Annotated in this window: 19 protein-coding genes; 6 read left to right on the plus strand and 13 right to left on the minus strand. The window is 72.7% G+C overall.

Annotated elements, in window-relative coordinates; all coding sequences use genetic code 11:
• Positions 1-50: 50 nt before the first annotated feature.
• The 7 genes from HHX40_RS37490 to HHX40_RS00365 form a co-directional block, all read right to left on the minus strand.
• Complete coding sequence (locus tag HHX40_RS37490) at positions 51-2,153, minus strand: pseudouridine synthase (RefSeq protein WP_182878999.1); 2,103 nt, start codon at positions 2,151-2,153, stop codon at positions 51-53.
• The gene (scpB, locus tag HHX40_RS00340; protein ID WP_182879000.1) at positions 2,153-2,860 is read right to left on the minus strand and encodes an SMC-Scp complex subunit ScpB; all 708 of its coding nucleotides are present in this window, start codon (positions 2,858-2,860) and stop codon (positions 2,153-2,155) included. Before scpB ends, HHX40_RS37490 begins: the two co-directional genes overlap by 1 nt.
• A 76-nt stretch (positions 2,861-2,936) precedes the next feature.
• The gene (locus tag HHX40_RS00345; RefSeq protein ID WP_138462370.1) at positions 2,937-3,812 is read right to left on the minus strand and encodes a segregation and condensation protein A; all 876 of its coding nucleotides are present in this window, start codon (positions 3,810-3,812) and stop codon (positions 2,937-2,939) included.
• A gap of 42 nt (positions 3,813-3,854) precedes the next feature.
• A complete protein-coding gene (locus HHX40_RS00350; protein WP_182879001.1) occupies positions 3,855-4,748 on the minus strand; it encodes a ParA family protein in 894 nt (297 codons plus the stop codon).
• 97 nt (positions 4,749-4,845) lie between these two features.
• The gene (locus HHX40_RS00355) at positions 4,846-5,790 is read right to left on the minus strand and encodes a site-specific tyrosine recombinase XerD (RefSeq protein WP_310737879.1); all 945 of its coding nucleotides are present in this window, start codon (positions 5,788-5,790) and stop codon (positions 4,846-4,848) included.
• Between the two features lie 34 nt (positions 5,791-5,824).
• A complete protein-coding gene (locus HHX40_RS00360; protein ID WP_182879452.1) occupies positions 5,825-6,463 on the minus strand; it encodes an NUDIX domain-containing protein in 639 nt (212 codons plus the stop codon).
• A gap of 20 nt (positions 6,464-6,483) precedes the next feature.
• On the minus strand, positions 6,484-8,154 hold the full coding sequence (locus tag HHX40_RS00365) for a CTP synthase (RefSeq protein WP_117409012.1): 1,671 nt from the start codon (positions 8,152-8,154) through the stop codon (positions 6,484-6,486).
• A 156-nt stretch (positions 8,155-8,310) separates the two neighbouring features.
• Between HHX40_RS00365 and HHX40_RS00370 the strand changes: the two genes are divergently transcribed.
• Together HHX40_RS00370 and HHX40_RS00375 are read left to right on the plus strand one after the other, a co-directional pair.
• On the plus strand, positions 8,311-8,997 hold the full coding sequence (locus tag HHX40_RS00370) for an acyltransferase (RefSeq protein ID WP_182879002.1): 687 nt from the start codon (positions 8,311-8,313) through the stop codon (positions 8,995-8,997).
• A gap of 201 nt (positions 8,998-9,198) precedes the next feature.
• Complete coding sequence (locus HHX40_RS00375; protein WP_182879003.1) at positions 9,199-9,777, plus strand: Uma2 family endonuclease; 579 nt, start codon at positions 9,199-9,201, stop codon at positions 9,775-9,777.
• Between the two features lie 102 nt (positions 9,778-9,879).
• Here the strand turns inward: HHX40_RS00375 and HHX40_RS00380 are convergent, their stop codons facing one another.
• Positions 9,880-10,485, minus strand: a complete 606-nt coding sequence (locus HHX40_RS00380) for a DUF4126 domain-containing protein (RefSeq protein ID WP_117409010.1) — start codon at positions 10,483-10,485, stop codon at positions 9,880-9,882.
• 319 nt (positions 10,486-10,804) lie between these two features.
• On the opposite strand from HHX40_RS00380, the gene HHX40_RS00385 reads away from it, so the two are divergent.
• Entirely contained in the window at positions 10,805-11,851 is a 1,047-nt protein-coding gene (locus HHX40_RS00385; RefSeq protein WP_182879004.1) for a serine hydrolase domain-containing protein, read from the plus strand.
• 111 nt (positions 11,852-11,962) lie between these two features.
• Here the strand turns inward: HHX40_RS00385 and uvrB are convergent, their stop codons facing one another.
• Complete coding sequence (uvrB, locus tag HHX40_RS00390; protein WP_182879005.1) at positions 11,963-14,074, minus strand: excinuclease ABC subunit UvrB; 2,112 nt, start codon at positions 14,072-14,074, stop codon at positions 11,963-11,965.
• Positions 14,075-14,334: 260 nt separating this feature from the next.
• Between uvrB and HHX40_RS00395 the strand changes: the two genes are divergently transcribed.
• From HHX40_RS00395 to HHX40_RS00405, 3 genes are read left to right on the plus strand one after another with little or no spacing between them, the layout of a single operon-like run.
• Positions 14,335-15,372 carry a hypothetical protein gene (locus HHX40_RS00395; RefSeq protein WP_220498516.1) on the plus strand — a complete coding sequence of 346 codons (1,038 nt, stop codon included), beginning with the start codon at positions 14,335-14,337 and terminating at the stop codon, positions 15,370-15,372.
• Between the two features lie 10 nt (positions 15,373-15,382).
• Positions 15,383-16,036, plus strand: a complete 654-nt coding sequence (locus tag HHX40_RS00400) for a hypothetical protein (protein WP_182877429.1) — start codon at positions 15,383-15,385, stop codon at positions 16,034-16,036.
• Entirely contained in the window at positions 16,009-16,887 is an 879-nt protein-coding gene (locus tag HHX40_RS00405; protein WP_182879006.1) for an inositol monophosphatase family protein, read from the plus strand. Before HHX40_RS00400 ends, HHX40_RS00405 begins: the two co-directional genes overlap by 28 nt.
• On the opposite strand, the gene HHX40_RS00410 is transcribed toward HHX40_RS00405, so the two are convergent.
• The 4 genes from HHX40_RS00410 to HHX40_RS00425 are packed head-to-tail and all read right to left on the minus strand — an operon-like array spanning position 16,884 to position 20,813.
• Positions 16,884-17,489, minus strand: coding sequence for an energy-coupling factor transporter transmembrane component T family protein (locus tag HHX40_RS00410; RefSeq protein ID WP_182879007.1), 606 nt, complete (start codon positions 17,487-17,489; stop codon positions 16,884-16,886). The genes HHX40_RS00405 and HHX40_RS00410 overlap by 4 nt on opposite strands.
• The gene (locus tag HHX40_RS00415; RefSeq protein ID WP_182879008.1) at positions 17,486-18,160 is read right to left on the minus strand and encodes an energy-coupling factor ABC transporter ATP-binding protein; all 675 of its coding nucleotides are present in this window, start codon (positions 18,158-18,160) and stop codon (positions 17,486-17,488) included. Before HHX40_RS00415 ends, HHX40_RS00410 begins: the two co-directional genes overlap by 4 nt.
• Positions 18,161-19,312 carry a thiolase family protein gene (locus HHX40_RS00420; protein ID WP_182879009.1) on the minus strand — a complete coding sequence of 384 codons (1,152 nt, stop codon included), beginning with the start codon at positions 19,310-19,312 and terminating at the stop codon, positions 18,161-18,163.
• Between the two features lies 1 nt (position 19,313).
• A complete protein-coding gene (locus HHX40_RS00425) occupies positions 19,314-20,813 on the minus strand; it encodes a class I adenylate-forming enzyme family protein (RefSeq protein WP_182879010.1) in 1,500 nt (499 codons plus the stop codon).
• Positions 20,814-20,819 lie beyond the last annotated feature (6 nt).

The raw sequence follows: 20,819 nt of genomic DNA on the forward strand, positions 1-20,819 counted from the left end.
TCGGCTTAATTCTGCCCGGATTGCGGGTGTATGCCCGCAGTTTTGCCAGGCTACAGGCCGACCGCCGCGTACAGCTCGCCGATCTCCTGAACGGTGAGCGTGCGCACCGTGCCCGGCTTCAGCCGGCCGAGCTTGACCGGGCCGAACTCGATGCGGGCCAGGTCGATCACGCGGTGCCCGACCGCCTCCAGCAGCCGCCGGACGATGTGCTTGCGTCCCTCGTGCAGCACGATCTCGACCAGCGCCTGCTGGCCGTGCTCCTGCACGATCCGGAACTCGTCGACCTTGGCCAGGCCGTCCTCCAGCTCCACGCCCTTGCGCAGCACCTTGTGCAGGTCGCGCGAGACGGGGCCGGGCACCTTGGCCCAGTACTTCTTCTGTACGCCGAAGCTCGGGTGGGTCAGCCGGTGGGCCAGCTCACCGTCGTTGGTGAACAGCAGCAGGCCCTCGGTCTCGGTGTCGAGACGCCCGACGTGGAACAGCCGGGGCGCGAGGTCCTGCACGTAGTCGTGCAGGCACGGCCGGCCCTCGGGGTCGTCCATCGTGCTCACCACGCCGATCGGCTTGTTGAGCGCGTAGTAGACGGTCTCGGCGGAGGTCGGGATCCGCTTGCCGTCCACGTGGATGACCTGCTTGTTGGGATCGACGCGGGCGCCGAAGCGGCGCACGGTCTGGCCGTCCACCGTCACCCGGCCGTCGCCGATCAGCTCCTCGCAGGCCCGCCTGCTGGCCACCCCGGCCTGGGCGAGCACCTTCTGGAGCCGGTCGCCGCCCGGCACCTCGGTGGTGTCGCGCTCGTCGGTGTAGTTCTCGTCATAGAAGTCGGGGTCGCGCAGCGGCTGCCGGGACGTCTTGAACGGGTTGCCCTGCGTTCCCCGGACCCCTGCACTCCGGGCCCCTGCGCCCGTACCGCCCGTGCTCCGGCCGCCCGTGCCCCGGCCCCCTGCCGACCCGGCGCCGGAGGGACGGCCCGCGCCGGCGCCGCGCACCGGGCGCCGTGCGCCCCCCTCGGTGCCGCCGAAGCGGCCCCGCGTCGCGCCACCGGTGCGGCCGATCGTCTGCACCTCGTCACGCCGGGTCCCGGCCCCGCCGCGGGCCGCACGGAAACCGGCCCGCTCGTTCCGGTCGCCCCGCTCGGCGCGGCCGTCCCGGTCGGTGCCGCGGCCGGTGCGGGAGTCCCGGTCGCCGCGGACTTCCCGATCACCGCGCCAGGAGTCCCGGTCGCCACCGGCGCTCCGGCCGGCGTATCCGTCGGCGCGGTCCTCGCCGCCGCGGAAGGGGCGGTCGGAGCCGCGGTCCGTCCCCCTGTCCGTCCCACGGTCCCGCAGACCGTCCCGGCCGCCTTCCGGCCTGCCGTACCGCCCGCGCGTCCCGGCCCCCTCCGTACGGAAGGTGGAGCGGCCCGCGGACGGAAACTCACGTCCGCCACGCTCCCTGCCGGAGTCGCGGTCGAAACCACGGCCGCCGTCCCGGTCCCGGCCAGAGTCCCGGCCAGAGTCACGGGTGGAGTCGCGGTCGAAGCCACGGCCACCGTCGCGGTCACGGCCGAAACCGCGCGCACGGTCGGAGCCACCTGAGCGGTCGAAGCCGCGCCCGCCGTCGCGGTCACGCCCGAAACCACCACGGTCACGGTCGGAACCACGGTCGCGGTCGGAACCACGCTCAGGGCCGAAATCACGGTCACGGCCGAAGCCGCGCCCACCGTCGCGGTCGCGGTCGCCGGAGCGGCCGGCCTCGGGCCTGCCGTACCCGCCACGCGAGCCGCCCCGCTCGGCGCGGAACGACGTGCGGTTGTCATCGCCGAAACGCCGGCCGCCGGGGCGGGCGTCGCGGCGGTCGCCACCACGGGCGTCCCCTGCACGCGCGTCCCTGGCAGGACGGTCGCCGTACCGGTCGCCGCGCGGGGCGCCCTCGTCGCGGGACCGCCTGAAGTCGGATCGAGAGTCGGATCGAGAGTCGGACCTGAAGTCCTGCCTGGAGTCGGAACCGTACCCGGACCGGGAACCAGGGACGCGGGAACCGCCGCGCCGGTCGTCCTGGGGACGGAAGCCGCCGGACCCGCCACGGGATCCACGCGCGCTCGCGCCCTGCTGACCGGTGCTCCGGCTCCGACCGCGTCCCTCACCGGACGGGGTGCCACGCCTGTTGTCCACTACTTCTGCTCCTCAAGAATTTCCACGTCGTCCGGGAGGAACGGGGCGAGCTCGGGAAGCTCGTCGAGGCTCCGCAGCCCCAGTCTCTCCAGGAAGTAACTCGTCGTCCGGTAGAGCACCGCCTGGCTCTCCGGGTCGGTTCCGGCCTCTTCCACGAGGCCTCGTGCGACCAGCGTCCGCATGACGCCGTCGCTGCTCACGCCGCGCACCGCCGCCACCCGGGCCCGGCTGACCGGCTGCCGGTAGGCGACCACGGCGAGGGTCTCCAGTGCGGCCTGTGTGAGCCGCGCCTGCTGGCCGTCCCTGACGAACCTCTCCACCAACGCGGCACACTCCGCCCTGGTGTAGAAGCGCCAGCCTCCGGCCACCTCCCGAAGGTCGAAACCCCGCCCGGACGCCGTGTATTCCGCCGACAGCGTGCGGAGCGCGGCGGCGACCTCCGCCGTCGGGCGTTCGAGCACCTGCGCGAGGGTGATCTCCGCGACCGGTTCGTCCACCACCATCAGGATCGCCTCGAGCGCCTGGGCGAGCGACGGCCCCTCCGAAGGCGTCTCCTCGCCGCCGGATCCGGCGTCGTCCGCCAGGGACGGCGCGACCTCGGCGGCGAGTGTGGGGTCGCCGGCGGGCCCGGGCGCCACGTGAGTGGCGCGGGTGTCCGGAGCGCCGTCTGTGCCGTCGGTGGAACCGGGGATGCCGCTCGCTTTCATCGCTCCTCGCTCGTCGTCCGTGGTTCCGCCTCCGGCGCGCCGTCTCCGCCGCGTCACCGCGCCCGGCGCGGGCGGGTCACTCCTCCGGTGCGCCGGACGGCTCCGCCGGTCGCTCCTCGCTCCGGCCCTCGTCGTAGTCGTCGCCGACCGTGACGTCGCCGTCGGCGGTTCCCGTCCAGGTGACGTACAGGTCACCGAGCGGTTCGACCTGCTCGAAGGAGACCGCGGCCTCCCTGAACAGCTCAAGGACGGCCAGGAACCGGGCGACGACCTCGAACGTCCCCGAGCAGTCGGCGGTCAGTGCCCGGAAGGTCGCCGTCTGCACCCGCCTCAGCCGCTCCACAAGGATAGCGGCTTGTTCCCGGACGCTGGCGAGCGGTTGGTAGATGTGCGCGACCGACACCGACGGCGGCGCCTTGGGCGTGAAGGCCCTGGCGGCGATCCTGGCGAGCTGCGCGGGCCCGATGCCGAGCACGAGTTCGGGCAGCAGGTCGGCGAAGCGCTTCTCCATCGGCACCGCGCGCGGGAAGCGCAACGCCTCCTCGGCCATCCGCCCCGAGAAGATCTTCGCGACCTCCTTGTACGCGCGGTACTGCAGCAGCCGGGCGAACAGCAGGTCACGGGCTTCCAGCAGGGCGAGGTCCTCCTCGTCCTCCACCTCGCCGGTGGGCAGCAGCCGGGCCGCCTTGAGGTCGAGCAGGGTGGCCGCGACCAGCAGGAAGTGGCTCGTCTGGTCGAGGTCCCACTCGGGTCCCCGCGACCGGATGTACGCGATGAACTCGTCGGTGACCTTGTGCAGGGAGACCTCGGTGATGTCCAGCTTGTGCTTGGAGATCAGCCCGAGCAGCAGGTCGAAGGGGCCTTCGAAGACGTCCAGATGGACCTGGAAGCCGCCCGGCGCGCTCTCCCCGCTCCCCTGGTCCGTCTCCTGGCCGGTCGTCACGCCTGCCATTGTCCTCCACCGGCGCGAGCGCCGGCACCTACATCGTCATGGTCAGACGCGGGCGGGCCACCTGGCCAGCAGCTCACGGGCCAGCTCGCGGTAGGCGGTGGCGCCCATCGAGCCGGGGTCGAACTGGGTGATGGGCTCTCCCGCGAGGGTGGCGTCCGGGAACCGCACCGTACGGTTGATGACGGTGTGGAACACCTTGTCGCCGAAGCCCTGCATGATCGTCGAAAGGACCTCGCGGGCGTGCAGCGTCCGGGGGTCGTACATGGTGGCGAGCAGGCCGTCGATCTCCAGGCTCTTGTTGAGCCGCTCCTGGACCTTGCCGATCGACTCCATCAGCAGCGCCACGCCGCGCAGCGCGAAGAACTCGCACTCCAGCGGGATCATCACGCTGTGCGCGCAGGTCAGCGCGTTGACCGTCAGCAGGCCGAGCGACGGCTGGCAGTCGATCAGGCAGATGTCGTAGTGCGGCAGCAGGGGCTCCAGCGCCCGCTGCAGGGCGTACTCACGCGCGACCTCGTTTACGAGCCTGATCTCCGCGCCGGACAGGAAGATGTTGCTCGGCAGGAGTTGCATGCCGTCGACGGTGGTGTCGAGCAGTACGTCCTCGACGGTGACGTCGGGCTCCTCCATGATGAGGTCGTAGACCGTCGCCTCGAGCGGCCGGGGGTCGATGCCGAGCCCCACCGACAGCGCGCCCTGGGGGTCGAAGTCCACCAGCAGCACCCGCTGCCCCACCTCGGCGAGCGCGGCGCCCAGGTTGATGGTGGTCGTCGTCTTGCCGACGCCGCCCTTCTGGTTCACCATCGCGACGATCCGCGCGGGTCCGTGGGACTCCGGCGGTGTCGGATCGGGGAACACGGGGGTGGGACGGCCGGTAGGCCCGATCGCACCGCCTGGAGACCTCGCGGTCCACGTCGGCTCTGTGGTCGCAGTCACCTGTTGGTCCTCCCCTGACGGCCTCGAACCTGATCGAATCTAAAGGGTCGGCACGTATGCGGCAAGGCGGCGCGCCACGCGTCCGCGGATGCGTGCCTCAATGCAGGGCGCGGGGATGCGCCGCCGCGTAGACCTCGCGGAGCTTGTCGACCGTCACCAAGGTGTACACCTGCGTGGTGGTCACCGAGGCGTGGCCGAGCAACTCCTGGACAACCCTAACGTCGGCTCCGCCGTCGAGGAGGTGGGTTGCGAACGAATGTCGCAACATGTGCGGTGATACGCCGGACAGCCCGGCCCGTTCCGCCGCCAGCTGCAGCACCTCCCACGCGCCCTGCCGGGTCAGCCGCCCGCCCCGCGCGTTGAGGAACAGCGCGGAGGTGCCCCGGCCGTGCGCGGCGAGCCCGGGCCGCGCCCTGACCAGGTACGCGTCGAGCGCCTGGCGGGCGAATCGGCCGAGGGGCACGATCCTGCTCCGCCCGCCCTTGCCGCGCAGCCGCACCTGGTCGTGGTCCTGGCGGCTGTCGAGGCCGAGGTGACGGCCCCCGGCGTGGCCCGCGGGCACGTCGTCCACCGCCAGCCCCACCGCCTCGGAGATCCGGGCGCCGGTGGCGTACAGGACCTCCAGCAGCGCCCGGTTGCGCAGGGCGAGCGGGGCGTCCTCCGGCCCGCACGCGGCGATGAGCCGCTCCACCTCCGCCACGGTGATCGCCTTGGGGAGCCTGCGGAGCTGGCGCGGCGGGCGCACCTCGTGGGCCGGGTCGTGCCCGGCCACGCCCTCCCGCAGCGCGAAGCGGTGCAGGCCGCGTACGGCCGACACGGCGCGGGCGGCCGAACTGGCGACCAGCGCGGGGTGGTCGTCGTCGCCCTCCCGCAGCGCGGCGAGGAAGGCGACCACGTCCGCCTCGGCGACCTGCCCGAACGTCTCCAGCCCGCGCGCCCGGAGGTACTCGACGTATCGGCGCAGGTCCCGCCGGTAGGACGCGAGCGTGTTGGCAGACAGCCCCCGTTCCACCGCCAGATGGGCGAGGTAACTGGACAGCACCGCCTCGGGCTCGCTCAGGACGTCTCCTACGGACTCATGCCTCCGGCGCGCCGGCGGGACGAAGGCCCTTGAATCCGTCGGCGGAAGCAGCGTACGCCGCGAGGATACCGGCGACGGCGGGAGAATTGTGGATCATTCCGCTCAGCGCCTTCTCGACCGCCGTGACCAGGGGAATCCAGACCGCCGGCATGTCGGTCTCCTCGTGCTCGCGCACGTAGGTGTTCTCCTCGTCGGGGATCGGCTCCACGTTGCGGGCGAGGAAGATCCGGATCCGCTCGTCCGACATGCCGGGCGAGGTGGCGAGGTCGACCAGCGTGTGCCACGTGCGCGCCCGGTAGGCGGCCTCCTCGGCGAGCTCACGTGCCGCGCACTCCACCAGCGGCTCCCCCGGCACGTCCCGGATGCCGGCCGGGAGTTCCCACATCAGGCGCCGCATCGGGTGGCGGTACTGGCGGATCAGCAGCACCCGGTCCTCGTCGTCCAGCGCGACCACCGCGACCGAGCCGGGGTGGACGACGTAGTCGCGGTCGGCGACGACGCCGCCGGGCATCTCCACGGTGTCGGTGCGCACCGAGATGACCCGCCCGGCGAAGTGCCGGGTGGTGGCGACGACGTTCCAGGACTCCTCGACGTCCTCCACGTTCAGCGCGTCCACGGTCCCTGCGTTCTCCATGATCTCCGCGTCCTCGGCGTTCACTTGGCCCGTCCCGCCTTCGCCGCGTTCTCGCGCTCGCCCGCGTACTCGAGGGCGGCCTGGACCAGACCCGTGAACAGGGGATGCGATCGGGTCGGCCGGGAGCGGAACTCCGGGTGCGCCTGCGTGCCGATGAAGAACGGGTGCAGGTCGGTCGACAGCTCGGCGTACTCCACGAGGCGGCCGTCCGGCGACAGCCCGGAGAACACCATGCCGGCCTTCTCCAGCTGGTCGCGGTAGGAGTTGTTGACCTCGTAGCGGTGCCGGTGCCGCTCCTCCACCTTCGCCTTGCCGTACAGGCGCCGGGCGAGCGAGCCGTCCGTGAGCTTGGCCGGGTAGAGGCCGAGCCGCATCGTGCCGCCCATGTCGCGCTCGCCGGCGACCACGTCCTTCTGGTCGGCCATGGTCGAGATGACCGGGTCGGCGGTCTCGGCGTCGAACTCGGTGCTGTCGGCGTCCTCGATCCCGGCCAGGTGGCGGGCCGCGTCGATGACCATGCACTGCATGCCGAGGCAGATGCCGAGCAGCGGGACGCGCCGTTCGCGGGCGTGCCGGATGGCGCCGACCTTGCCCTCGATGCCGCGCACCCCGAAACCGCCGGGGACCAGCACGCCGTCGACGCCGTCCAGCTCGCGGGCCGCGCCTTCGGGCGTCTCGCAGTCGTCGCTCTTGACCCAGCGGATGTTGACCCGCGCGTCGTTGGCGAAGCCGCCCGCGCGCAGCGCCTCGGTCACCGACAGGTACGCGTCGGGCAGGTCGATGTACTTGCCGACCAGCGCGATCGTGACCTCCTTGGCGGGCCGGTGGACCCGGCGCAGGAGCTGGTCCCACTCGGTCCAGTTCACGTCGCGGAACGGCAGGCCGAGCCGGCGCACCACGTACGCGTCGAGCCCCTCGGTGTGCAGCACCTTCGGGATGTCGTAGATCGACGCGGCGTCGACGGCCGAGACCACCGCGTCCTCGTCCACGTCGCACATCAGGCTGATCTTGCGCTTGAGCGAGGAGGTGATCGGGCGGTCGGACCGGCAGACGATCGCGTCGGGCTGGATGCCGATGCTGCGCAGCGCGGCGACCGAGTGCTGCGTGGGCTTGGTCTTCAGCTCCCCGCTCGGGCCGATGTACGGCAGCAGGGAGACGTGCAGGAAGAAGACGTTGTCGCGGCCGACCTCGTGGCGGACCTGCCGGACGGCCTCCAGGAACGGCAGCGACTCGATGTCGCCGACCGTGCCGCCCACCTCGGTGATGACCACGTCCACGTCCGGGCCCGCCATGCCCCGGATGCGGTCCTTGATCTCGTTGGTGATGTGCGGGATCACCTGCACGGTGTCGCCCAGGTACTCCCCGCGCCGCTCCTTGGCGATGACGTTGGAGTACACCTGGCCGGTGGTGACGTTGGCGGAGCCGTGCAGCTCCGTGTCGAGGAACCGCTCGTAGTGGCCGACGTCGAGGTCGGTCTCGGCGCCGTCGTCCGTCACGAACACCTCGCCGTGCTGGAAGGGGTTCATCGTGCCGGGGTCGACGTTCAGGTAGGGGTCGAGCTTCTGCATCGTGACGCGGAGACCGCGTAGCTTGAGGAGGCGCCCGAGGCTGGAGGCCGTGAGCCCCTTGCCGAGACTGGAGGCGACGCCGCCGGTGACGAACAGATGCTTGGTTTGTGCGGCGCTGCGCAAGGAACACTCCCGTGGTCGTTTGTAGAACCGGCGCTCCGGATGGACGCCGCCTGCCCACGGGCTCTCAGAATATCAAACGCTGGGCAACATTGGGCTTGTCACGTGCACTAATCCGCAATAGCGGGACAAGACGACCAAGCGGTAACTTGTCGCGTTATGTCGTTCGTGAAGCGCGCCGTCGGCCGCATGGTCCACCACTGGTGGCCCTACGTGCGGGAGGCGGCGGCGGTGACCCCCGCCGCCACCGGCGCATACCGGTTCCGCAGCCTCGGCGAGGGAGTGTGCATCTCGTTCCCCCAGGGCGCGATCTTCGGTGAGCAGTGGATCGAGATCGGACCGCACACGCTGGTCGGGGAGCGGGTCTCGATCTCCGCCGGGATGGGGCCCGGCGTGGACCTGGGCCCCGACTCGATCGTCCGGATCGGCGGAGGCTGCTCGATCGGCCGGGGCAGCCACATCGTGGGCCACCAGTCGATCGACATCGGCGACGACGTGTTCACGGGCCCCTACGTCTACATCACCGACCAGAACCACGTGTACGACGACCCCGAGACGCCCATCGGCCGCCAGTGGCCGCGTAACAGGCCGGTCTCGATCGGCTCGGGGTCCTGGATCGGCACGGGGGCGATCATCCTGCCCGGGACCCGGATCGGCCGACAGTCGGTGGTCGCGGGCGGCGCGGTCGTACGCGGCGAGTTCCCGGACCACTCGGTGATCGCCGGCGTGCCCGCCAAGGTCGTCCGCCGCCACTCCCCCGGCCTCGGCTGGCACAGCCCCTCCGCCATCGCCCGCACCCCGCTCTCCCCGCCGCATCCAGCAGGCAGACCCGCCCCACTGTCCTGACCCACCCCTCCACGGCCGCGATCCGCACGGCCCACCACCCCCCGCGGCGAGTACGAGCGCCCAGCGGCCGACGTACGCGCACCCTCGCCCATGACCGGATCGGACGACGGCGGTCCCCGTCCACGGAACCACTCGCCTGCGGTTACGGCTCGTGGCAGGATGATGATGTCGAGTGATCACCCCAGGGAGAGGAGGCCTTGGATGACCGCGGCTTTCCCCGAGTGGTTCTATCCCGGTCCGCCCGGCGGGTGGACCGCTGACATGCTCGACCGTCTGCCCCCTGACGCGCCTCCCCACATCGAGCTGATCGATGGGTCCCTCATCATGATGTCCCCCCAGACGGCCTTCCACATGTTCACGCTCAGGCTGCTTGAGCGGGAGCTCACCCCACCGCAGGACTTGTGCGTCGTCCGCGAGATGAGCGTCACCCTGGGCCTGCGCCAGCGACCCGAACCCGACCTCATGGTCGTGAAGCGCAGCGCGCTCCCCGATCTCAGGACAACGTCCTTCAAGCCCGAGGACGTTCATCTCGTCGTCGAGGTGGTGTCGCCCGAGTCGGCGGAGAGGGACCGGCTGACGAAGCCGATCAAGTACTCGAACGCCGGCATCAGATACCTCTGGCGGGTGGAGCAGGAGGACCAGCACGCCGTCGCGTACACGTTCGAGCTGGAGCCGAGCGTCAAGGCGTACGTGCCGACGGGGATCCACCGCAAGCGCCTCGTCACGTACGCCGGGTTCGACGTGGACATCGACCTGGACCTGAGCCAGTTCATGGGCTGACACCTGCCCTCCGGCCGGTTCGCGTCCGGCCCGGGCCGGCGCCTGTCGGAGCGGGGCCCGGACAGAATCCGGGCGCAGCACGGGTCAGACAGGCGGCACGGGTCAGACAGGCGGGGACGCCGCCCGGGCGCGGCGCGCCTCCTTGAACCTTCGTACGCGGCGCAGCACCCGCCAGGCGACGAACGCCAGCACGGCCAGCGCCACCACGACGAGCACCGGCAAGAAGATCGCGATCAGGCTCATCCCGAGCGAGCCGACGTCCTCGACCGTGCTCACCACCGGCGCGCCGACGCCGGCCGTGGTGGCGTTGACCACCGGCCGGGCCCCGGCCTTCAGCAGATGTACGGCGAGGGCCACCGCGATGCCCAGGATCCAGCCCACCGCCGGGTGATCGGCCATCCAGGCCGAGTCGTCGAGCTTCGCCGCCGCGGCCGTGGCGCTGAAGACCACCCCGCCGGACGCCGGCCGCACCGCCGTCTGGATCATGTCGTTGACGTGGTCGACCACCGGCACCTTGTCGAGGACGAACTCGGCGACCAGCAGCACCGCGATGATCGCGAGGACCCAGGTGTCGGACAGCCAGGCGTACTCGTGCGGCAGCCGCACCGCGTCGGTCACGCGCGCCAGCACGCCGACGAGCAGCAACGGGATGTACGCGTTGAGCCCGGCCGCGGTCGACAGCCCGAGCCCGGTGAGCGCCGCGAACATGAGCCACCTCCTCGATGCGACGGGAAACTCCCGCCTTCCCCTCAACGGACGACCCCGGCTCCATGTCCCCGGCGGTTCGCTCCTGCCTACGCCTTCGCGACCCCATCCGCCTCACTTGCCGACGGTTGGCCAGAAAAACATCACTATTTCGGTGATTTCCGGATGGTCCTGATCGATGGAACGTGACAACACGCCCGCACCGACGCCCTTCCCTCACAGAGCGGGCCTCCGCCGAGGGCCGGCCCCGGCTTCCTCGTATCGGCCGTGACCCGTGTCCCCACTCCTGAGTCCCTCGTCTCGACCACCCCGGAGGTTCCCCGTGATCACTTCGCTGAGGCGCGCCGTGGCGCCGATCCTGACGGCGGCGGCGGTGCTGGTCTCCGCGCCGCTCCCCGCCGGCACCCTGACCGACACCCGTGCCGCGGCACGGGCGGGCGTCCAGGACCGCATCGACGCCGCGCTGCACCAGTGGATGACCGCCAACGGCGTCAGCAACGCCGGGCTCGCCGTGATGCGCGACAACGCCCTCGTCGGCTCCTACGGCTACAACGAGATATCGGCGGAGAAACCCGTCAACGTGGCCTCGCTGTCGAAGCCGATCACCGCCGTGTGCCTCATGTCGCTCATCGACAACGGGCGGCTCCGGTTCGACACGCGGCTCGCGGCCATGCCGCGGAGTTTCCGGCTGCGTCTGGGGTACCGGGCGAGCCGGACGGCGCGCAACATCACCATCGAGCAGCTTCTCCGGCACACCAGCGGGATCACCTACGACCCCACACAGAGCGGGCTGGTCGGCGTCAGGAACGCCTCGTACTCCGACGTGACCCTCGTGCGCCGCGCCCTGTCTCGGCCGATCAGCGCCAAGCACGACGAGGTCTACAACAACATCAACTACGCGATCCTCGGTCTCGTCATCCAGAGTGTCACCGGGCAGCCGTACGAGAGCTACCGCCGCCGGATGGCGCTGGCGCCGCGTGGCGCGACCGGCAGGATCGGTCCCGGCACCCGCGCCATGAAGGCGTTCGGCGGCTGGGAGATCTCGGCGGTCGACTACGCGATGTTCGCCCGCGCCTTCGACCCGCGCGCCCGGCTGCTCAGCCCCGCGGCGCACCGCTTCATCGACGCCTCCGCCGTCAGCGGCAGGCCGGCCGCGTCGCTGGGTGTGTTCGTGGTGCCCACGGCGCACGGCCGCAACGTGTTCCACCACGGGAACTGGCAGTCCAGGGCGACCCGGCCGACCGCCTTCAGCGCCTTCTTCGCGATGTGGGACAACGGCATATCGGTGGTGGTGACCTACGACCGCAACCTGACGGACGCCGCCCGCGTCGCGCTGGACAACGCGCTGCGCCAGGCCGCCTACAGCTGAGGCTCACCCCACGGCCGCGTGCAGGCCCGGACCCGGCCGCGGACCGGCGTCACGTGACGCCGGTCCGCACCGGAAGGGCCGGGGCCGTGGGGTGAACGCCGGGGGGGGGCGTTACTTCACGCCGGCCTCGCGCATGTCGCGGACCTCCCGCTTGAGCTCCTTGATCTCGTCGCGCAGCCGGGCGGCCACCTCGAACTGCAGGTCGGCGGCGGCGGTGTGCATCTGCTCGGTGAGCGACTCGATCAGCGACTCCAGCTGGGCGCGGGGCATCTCGCCCGCGATCGCCTTCGCGTGCTGGCCCGCGCCGCGGGACGCGACCCCCGGCACCGGCGCCTTGCCGCGTGACTGCTGACGCCCGGCGCCGCCGAGAAGCTGGGCGGTGTCGGCGTCCTCGCGGACCAGGCTGTCGAGGATGTCGGCGATCTTCTTGCGCAGCGGCTGCGGGTCGATGCCGTTGGCCTCGTTGTAGGCGACCTGCTTGGCCCGGCGCCGGTTGGTCTCCTCGATCGCCCGCTCCATGCTGGGGGTGACCTTGTCGGCGTACATGTGGACCTGGCCGGACACGTTTCGCGCCGCGCGGCCGATGGTCTGGATCAGCGAGGTCTCCGAGCGCAGGAAACCCTCCTTGTCGGCGTCGAGGATCGACACCAGCGACACCTCGGGCAGGTCGAGGCCCTCACGCAGCAGGTTGATGCCGACGAGCACGTCGAACTCGCCCATCCGCAGCTCGCGCAGCAGCTCGATACGGCGCAGCGTGTCGACCTCGCTGTGCAGGTAGCGGACCCGGATGCCGTTCTCGAGCAGGTAGTCGGTCAGGTCCTCGGCCATCTTCTTGGTGAGGGTGGTGACCAGGACCCGCTCGTCCCGCTCCGCCCGGGCCCGGATCTCCTCCATGAGATCGTCGATCTGGCCCTTGGTCGGCTTGATGACCACTTCGGGGTCCACCAGGCCGGTCGGGCGGATGACCTGCTCGACCACGTCGCCCTTGCTGCGGCCCAGCTCGTACGGCCCCGGGGTGGCGGACAGGTAGACGGTCTGGCCGATGCGCTCCAGGAACTCCTCCCACTTCAGCGGGCGGTTGTCCATGGCCGACGGCAGGCGGAACCCGTGGTCGACGAGGGTCCGCTTGCGCGAGGCGTCTCCCTCGTACATGGCGCCGATCTGCGGGACGGTCTGGTGTGACTCGTCCAGCACGAGCAGGAAGTCGTCGGGGAAGAAGTCGAGCAGCGTGTGCGGCGCCGTCCCGGGCCCACGCCCGTCGATGTGCCGGGAGTAGTTCTCGATGCCGGCGCAGGTGCCGACCTGGCGCATCATCTCGATGTCGTAGGTGGTGCGCATGCGCAGCCGCTGGGCCTCCAGCAGCTTGCCCTGCCGTTCCAGCTCGGCCAGCCGCTCGGAGAGCTCGGCCTCGATGCCGCCGATGGCCCGCTCCATCCGCTCGGGGCCGGCCACGTAGTGCGACGCGGGGAAGATGTGCAGCTCTTCGTCCTCGGCGACGACCTCGCCCGTCAGCGGGTGGAGCGTCGCGAGCTTCTCGATCTCGTCGCCGAACATCTCGATGCGGACGGCCAGCTCCTGGTAGACCGGGATGACCTCGACCGTGTCGCCGCGCACCCGGAACGTCCCACGGGTGAAGGCGAGGTCGTTGCGGGCGTACTGCATGTCGACGAGCTTGCGCAGCAGCTGGTCGCGGTCCATCTGCTGGCCGACCTTGAGCTTGACCATCCGGTCGACGTACTCCTGCGGGGTGCCCAGGCCGTAGATGCAGGAGACCGAGGCGACCACCACGACGTCGCGCCGGGACACCAGCGACCAGGTGGCCGAGTGACGCAGCCGCTCGACCTCCTCGTTGATCGAGGAGTCCTTCTCGATGTAGGTGTCGCTCTGCGGGACGTACGCCTCGGGCTGGTAGTAGTCGTAGTACGACACGAAGTATTCGACCGCGTTGTTCGGCAGCATCTCGCGCAGCTCGTTGGCGAACTGGGCGGCGAGCGTCTTGTTCGGCTGCATGACCAGCGTCGGCCGCTGGACCCGCTCGATGAGCCACGCGACCGTGGCCGTCTTGCCGGTGCCGGTCGCGCCGAGCAGGACCGTGTCCTTCTCTCCGGCGTCGACCCGGCGCTCCAGCTCCGCGATCGCCGTGGGCTGGTCGCCGGACGGCGTCATGTCGGTGACGACCTGGAAGGGCGCGACCCTGCGCTTCAGGTCCATCATGGATGTCATCGCCGCTCAGCTCCTCGCTCGCCCCGCCCGCCGGGCGGGAACCGGGGACGCGCCCGGCCCGCCGCCGTTCACACTCCATAACCTACGCGCGGCCACCGACATTTCCGGTCCCCTCCGCACGCCGGGGTCCCGCCCACGGCCTGGCGCGAGGGGCAGCCGCACGTCACCCCGCCGCACCTTTGCCGGGGCATGACGCTCTCGTTACGATGCCAGCCGGGGATCACGGGATGCCGGCAAGCACGGGATGGCGGGGCGGACCTATGGCGGGGTTGCGAGATGCCGTGGGCCAGGCCGCCGCGTGGGCCGGCAAGAACGTCGACGGCGCCATCGCCCTGGTGCTGGCCGTGGTGGTGGGCGTGCTCGGCGTGCTGCCCGACGACGTCCTGTCCGACAAGGTCAAGTCGCAGCTCGTCAGCGGCACCACGCTGGTCGTCCTGGCCCTGGTGGCGACCGCGCTGCTGCGTGACCGCGCCCGGCAGGAGCCGGTCGAGGAGGCCATGCACGCCACCTCCGGCGTCCTGGCGCGGCTGCCCGAGCGTCTCGGCCGCCTCGACCAGCTGGAGGAGCTGGTCGCGGGCACCCGCAGGGCGCTGGAGGACATGGCGGTCATCCGCATCCTCGGCAGCCGGCACGAGATCGCCCAGGCGCACGCCGACGCGCGGCGGGGCACCGACCACTGGACGTTCAAGGGCGGCACCGGCACCTACATGCGTGCCGTCACGCTCCCCGAGTGCGTGGCCGCCGCGCGGCGCGACCGACGGCACCTCACGATCCGGATGGAGATCATCGACCCCACCGACGAGGCGGTGTGCGAGAGCTACGCGCACTACCGAAGGTCGCTGTCGGATCGCCCGGACGGCACGGGCGAGATGTGGACGACCGAACGCGCCAGGAAGGAGTCGTACGCGAGCGTCCTGGCCGCGTTCTGGTACCGCCAGCGGTACGGCCTGCTCGACATCGCGGTCGGGCTGTCCCCGGTCATGACGACCTTCCGCTGGGACATGTCGGACCACGCCCTCATCATGACCTCCGAGGACCCCAACCGGGCGATCATCGCCTACAGCGGTTCGTTCTTCTACGGAAGCTGCGGCGCCGAGCTGCGCACCAGCTTCGAGCAGGCCCGCCGCCTGCCGATCGACCGCTACCGGTCGGTGCAGCTGAGCGACGAGCCGACGGTCGAGGAGGTACGCCGGCTGTTCGACGGCGTCGAGCTGTCCCTGCCCAAGTCGTTCACCGACCGGGACGTGGTCGACGTCACCCGCAAGGCCCTGCGCGCCAAGGACCCGTACGCGCCGTGAGCCGCCGGCCATGAGATATCGGGAGGTGCTCGGCGTGCTGACGGGCGGGAACGCCCGCGAGTGGGCGCTCGGCGTGCTCACCGAGATCGCGGCGGGCGGCACCCCGGTCCTCGGCGTGCGGCATCCGCTCGGGTTCCTCTGCCTGCCCGTGGAACGCGACGGCGGCATCGGGGTGTGCGTGCACATCTGGACCTCCGCCGCGCGGCCCGCGCGCAGCACCACCTCGCAGATCCACTGCCACAGCTGGGACCTGATCAGCCACGTCCTGTACGGCCAGGTGCGCAACGTCCACGCCGCGCTGACCGACACGGCCGAGTCCCCCACCCACCGTGTGTTCGAGGTGGTCAGCACCCCTGAGGGCGACGTCCTGCGGCCCACCGGCAGGACGGTCAGGTACGCCCCCGGGCGCGCCGATCTCTTCGGCGCGGGAGACACCTATACTCTCGTCGCGGGCGCCTTCCACAGCAGCGTCATCCCCGAGGACGGCGAGGCCGCCACGGTGGCCCTCGGCCGCGTCAGGCCGGAACGGGGAGACCTGTCGCTCGGCCCGCTCGCCACGCCCCTCCACCACGTCAGGCGGGAACGCCTCGACGCCGCCGAGACCGCACGTGCCGCCGAGCTGGCCAGGAGAAGCCTGTGGACCTCGAACACGCAAGGCGGATAGCCGTGGAGGCCGCCCTGGCCGCCGGGTCGATGCTCAGGGAGAGCGTGCCGGGCGCGGCCGTCGCCCGGCCGAAGGGCGCGTCGGGCGACGTCGTGACCGACCTCGACCTGGCCGCCGAGAAGCTGATCATCGAACGCGTCCGGGCGGCGTTCCCGGCCCACCGCATCGTGGCCGAGGAGTCGGGGGTTCACGCCGGATCCGATCCCGGCCCGCCCGCGGGCCGCCCCGGGGACGACCCGGCGGGCGGGGGGTGGACCTGGCTGGTCGATCCCCTCGACGGCACCAACAACGTGGCGATCGGCCTCCCGGCGTACGTCGTGGGCCTGGCGCTGTGCGCGGGCTCCCGCCCGGTGGTGGGCGTCGTCCACGAACCGGTGTCCGGCCACACCTGGTCGGCCGTACGCGATGCGGGGGCGTCCGGGCCCGCAGGGCGGCTGACCGGGCCGCCACAGCGGGCCCTCCCGCACGGCCCGGTGCTGGGCTGGACGCAGGGCCACGGGGTCTCCCGGCGCGACCGGGCGGCGCGGTCGCTGAGGATGACGATGGAGGTCCGCGCCCGGCGGGTGCTCCAGCTGTGGGCGCCGCTGCTGTGCTGGGCGATGCTCGCCCGCGGCGACATCGACGGCATGATCGGCTATCACGCCGAGGGTCTCGACCTGCCCGCCGGTGCGCTGATCGCGCGGGAGGCCGGGGTGGAGATCCGGGGGTTCGACGGAAGGCCCTTCGAGGCGTCCGCCGAGGGACCGCCCGAGGACCGCAGCTTCGTCGCCGCGCCGCCCGCCCTGGTCGGCGACCTCCTCGACCTGGTCGCCGAGGCCCGCCGCCTCGCTCCCGCCCTCCCCCCGGTCTAGTCGTCCAGGCCGCGGGCGGCGAGCGCCTCGCCCAGGGCGTCGGCGTGCCGCAGGGCGCCCACCACGAGCGGGACGGCGAAGGCGCGCGGGCTCCGTTCGACGCCTCTGGCGCGCTGGGCCTCCCTGACCCGGGTGGCCAGTTCCGCGACGACCGGCACGCTGCGCAGCGTGAGAGACAGCAGCAGCGACAGGCGGAACGGGTCGAGCCCGGCGAACCTCGCGGGGGCGAGGCACCGCTCCAGGAAGGCCATGAGATCGCTGGTGCGCGTCGTGAGGGTGACCAGCCCGGCGAGGGCGATCGCGAGTACGACGCGGAGCGTGGACGACACCGCGCCGGACAGGTCCGCGACCACCAGTTGCATCCCGAACAGGACCAGGGCGAACCAGCGGACCGGCCGCACCTGCGCCCAGGCCGCCGCCGCGCCCACGCCCGACACTGCGTACAGGGCCGCCACGACGACGACGGCGGCCGCCAGCGCGGCGGTCGGGCGCAGCAGCAGGAGCACCGTGCAGCACACGGCGAGCCCGGCGAGCTTGACGCCCGCGGGCAGCCGGTGCAGGGGCGAGCCGCCCGGCACGTAGGCGCCGGTGAGGCCCTTCACGCCATCATCTTCCGGTAGTGGCCGATCGCGGTCGCGGGATCGGCGTCGGCGACGACGCGGCCCTGGTCCACCACGAGCACGCGGTCGAAGTCCTCCAGCAGCGCGAGGTCGTGGGTGACCACCACCACCTGCTGGGGCAGGGTCCGCAGCACGCCCGCGACCTGCCGGGAGTGCCGCAGGTCGAGCAGGGTGGTGGGCTCGTCCATGACGAGGATCTCCGGTTCGAGCACCAGGACCGAGCAGAGGGCGAGCAACTGCTTCTGCCCGCCGGACAGGTGGTGGGCGGGGTGGTCGGCGTGGTCCGCGAGGCCGTACCTCTCCAGCGTCTCCCGCACCCGGCGCTCGGTCTCCTCGCGCGGCAGGCCCTTGCGCCGCAGCGAGAAGGCGACGTCCTCGGCCACCGTCGGCATCACGATCTGCGCGTCGGGGTCGGTGAACAGGAACCCGACGCCGCGCCTGATCCGGGCCGCGTGGCGGCGCGTGTCGAGCCCGGACACCGTGACGGTGCCCGACGACGGCAGCACCAGGCCGTTGAGCAGGCGGGCGAGCGTGCTCTTGCCCGAGCCGTTGGCCCCGATCACCCCCACCCGGCGCTCGGTCAGCGTGGCCGTGACGCCGCGCAGCACCTCCCGCTGCCCGAGCCGCACATGGACGTCCGTCAGCCGGATCACTCAGACCACCTCGAACAGGGCGGCGATCCCCAGACCGCCGCCGACCGCGACCGCCGCCAGGCCCAGCGTGCCCGGCGGCGCTCCCTCCCCGAGGAGCCGGCCGAACAGCCGGGTCACCACGACGGCGCCGGTCGCGCCCCAGGGATGGCCGAGGGCGAGCGCGCCGCCGTCGGCGCAGACCCGGTCCGCGTCCGCGCCGAGCGGGTCGAGACCGAGCGCGTCGGTGACGGTGAGCACCTGCGCCGCGAACGCTTCCACGATCTCCACCGCCGCCACCCGCGCCAGGTCCGTCCCGGTCCGCTCCAGCACCCGCCGTACGGCGGGCACCGGCCCCCATCCGGGCAGCGCGGGGTCGCAGCCGGTCACGGTCCCGGCCAGCAGGCGCAGGCCGGGCAGGCCGGCCGCCGCGCGCAGCCGCTCCGGCACGACGGCCACGGCCGCGGCGCCGTCGCTCACCGGGGAGGAGTTGCCGGCCGTCACCGTGCCGCCCGGCACGAACGCGGCGGGCAGCCGGGCCAGCGACGCGGGCCGCAGGACGCGCGGCCGCTGGTCGTCGGTCCGGCCGCCGATCGGGACGACCTCCCGCGCGAACCGGCCCGCCGCGCGGGCGGCCAGCGCCCGCTCGTGGCTCCGGCGGGCGTAGGCGTCCTGGCGCTCCCTGGTCACGCCGTACGCGGCCGCGAGCGCCTCCGCCGCCGGGCCCATGTCGGGGTCCGGGTGGCCCTCCGGGGCGAACGGCGCCCGTTCGTACGGCACGCCCGGCTCGCCCTCCCGCCTGCGGACCCGCAGCGGCGCGGTCGAGGCGCTCTCGGCCCCGCCGGCGACGACGAGGGCGGCCTCCCCGCACCGCACGGCCTGGGCCGCCAGCAGGATCGCGGCGAGCCCGCTGCCGCACTGCCGGTCGACGGTGACGCCCGGCACCTCCGGCCCCAGCCCGGCGGCCAGCGCGCAGACCCGCGCCAGGTTGCCGCCGGGGCCCGTGCAGTTGCCCAGCACCACGTCGTCCACCGGAACGCCGAGAGGCGCGGCGTCGCGGACCACCGCCTCCAGGACGGGGGCGGCGAGCCGGTGGACCGGCACGGTCGCGAAGGCATGACCGGCGGTGCCGATGGGGGTACGGCGGGCCGCCACGATCACCGGCTGGTCGTCCATCTCAGCCGAGCCGCCAGATCTCCGCGTCGCCGATCACCGCGCCGCTTCCCAGACCATCGCTCTCGGGGCCACCGCTCTCGGGGCCTCGGCTCGCGGAGCCGCTCTCCAGGTCGCCGGTGAAACGGGCGGCGAGGTGGGCGGCGAGCAGGCCGCGGGCCGGCTTCCCGGCGGGCGTGCGGGGCAGGGACCCGGTGGCGTACCAGCGCCGGGGGCGCTGCGCCGGGTCGAGTTCGGCGCGCGCCACCTCCTCCAGAGCCGCCCGGGAAAGTCCGCCGGTCCGCACGACGGCCCCGACGGCGCCCTCTACGGCGCCTTCGACGACGGCGGTGACGACCGCGCCGAGGTACGGGTGCGGCGTGCCGACCACGACCACGTCGTTCACTCCCGGCACCTTCCTGAGCACCTCCTCGACGTCCTCGGGCACCACCGTGGCGCCGCCGGTCTGGATCGCGCCGTCGCCGCGGCCGCGCAGCCGCAGGACGCCGCCCGGCCGGTACGGCTCGGCGAGGTCGCCGACCGTCGTCCAGCCGTCGCCGTCCCGGCGGAGGGGGCCCGCGGCGCCTGCCAGGTAGCCCTCGCACAGCCAGGGGGAACGCACCCACACCTCGCCCAGGGAGTGCCCGGGCTCCGGCCTGACGTCGATCTCGACGCCGGGGAACGGCCGCAGCCCGCTGCCGTCGGCGTCCACGGCGACGAACGACAGCTCGGTCGCGCCGTAATAGGACACCACACGCACTCCGGCCTCCGCCGCCCGGGTCCGGGCGGCGGGGTCCAGGGCGGCCCCGCCGACCACGGCCGTGCGCAGCGGGCCGCCGGCCGCCTCCAGCGCGTCCAGCACGGCCGGCAGCCGGTGGGGCACCACGTGGACGGCGGTCGCCCGGCGCAACTGCCCGGCCAGAGCCGCGGGAGACCACCGGCCGGGCACCACGGCGGTGGCGCCCGACGCCAGGGTGTGCGCCGCCGCGAAGCCGTACAGGGAGGAGACCAGTGGGCCGGGGATCAGCACGACGTCGTCCGGGCCGATCCCGGTCAGCTCGTCCAGGTGGGGGAACGACCCGGTCCAGGAGGCGCGGGTGCGCACCAGAGCGCGCGGCCTTCCGGTGCTGCCGGAGCTGAAACAGGCCCAGGTCAGGTCGTCCGAGGCCGGATCGTGCCGTACGGGCGGGCCGTCCGCACCGGGCAGCGGGGCGTCGAATCGGGCGGTGACGGGCACCGCCGCCGTGACCTGCTCGCGCCGCTCCTCGCTCCACGTGTGGTCGCAGAGCAGCGGCGTGACCCCCGCGAGGTCGCAGGCGAGCACGGCGACGAGCAGGGCCACCGGGTCGGCCTGACCGGCCGCGACCAGCGCGCCGCGCCCGGCCCCCCGGTCGCGCAGGTGACGCGCGGCCCGTCCGGCGCGGCCGGCGAGCTCGGCGTAGGTCAGGTCGCCCCCGGGGCCGGACACCGCGACGTGGTGCGGACGGCCGGCGGCGTGGCGCAGGACCTGGTCGGCTACCGGCACGGGTGG

The organism is Microbispora sp. H10949, assembly GCF_014161435.1.
Taxonomy (GTDB): domain Bacteria; phylum Actinomycetota; class Actinomycetes; order Streptosporangiales; family Streptosporangiaceae; genus Microbispora; species Microbispora triticiradicis.